General features: G+C 35.9%; 2 protein-coding genes. Both read right to left on the minus strand.

Annotation, left to right across the window (positions count from 1 at the left end; all coding sequences use genetic code 11):
- The coding region (locus tag FDW96_RS15415) for a hypothetical protein (protein ID WP_212732917.1) at positions 1-282 on the minus strand (282 nt) is incomplete at its 3' end.
- Positions 283-315: 33 nt separating this feature from the next.
- A partial coding sequence (locus FDW96_RS15420; RefSeq protein ID WP_212732918.1) for a hypothetical protein occupies positions 316-543 on the minus strand: 228 nt, incomplete at its 5' end.

The raw sequence follows: 543 nt of genomic DNA on the forward strand, positions 1-543 counted from the left end.
TTTCATAAGTTTAACCAAACCGTCGAACATAGGACTGATTTTTGCGACCAAATAAATAAATTGCCCTACAAAGTACAATAAACCTACGTCAATCACAGTTTTGGCAATATCAGAAGTTGAGGGAGTTTGTGTAAAGAAGAAGACCGCATATAAAACCCACAGGGATAAAATAACCGTTAAGTCAATCACAAGTCTACGTTTGAAAGGTGGGTTCATTGCTTCTCTATCTTTTACCCATGTAGCGAAAAGAATCGCTAAAATTAAGATAGTTATTAAAATCATTCTAGTTACCATTTTGTTTCGCTTTCTATTTTGTTATTTAATGAAGTAACTTCCGTTACCACGTGTTGCAATAGGTGTTTTACCAATATCTGGTCCCCACCAAGTAATACTACCGTTTGTGTCTATGTCAATATGGAAAGAAGTCTCATGTCCAGCAAAATGACCAACAATACTTTGAACAACAGCTGGACGAAATTCTTTATCTACCCATGGTCCAGACATTTTAATGCCAGCTTTTGTAGTTGATACACTACCAAAGAG

This window comes from Citrobacter sp. TBCS-15 (assembly GCF_005280815.1).
In the GTDB taxonomy this organism is placed as follows: Bacteria; Pseudomonadota; Gammaproteobacteria; order Enterobacterales; family Enterobacteriaceae; genus Citrobacter; species Citrobacter werkmanii.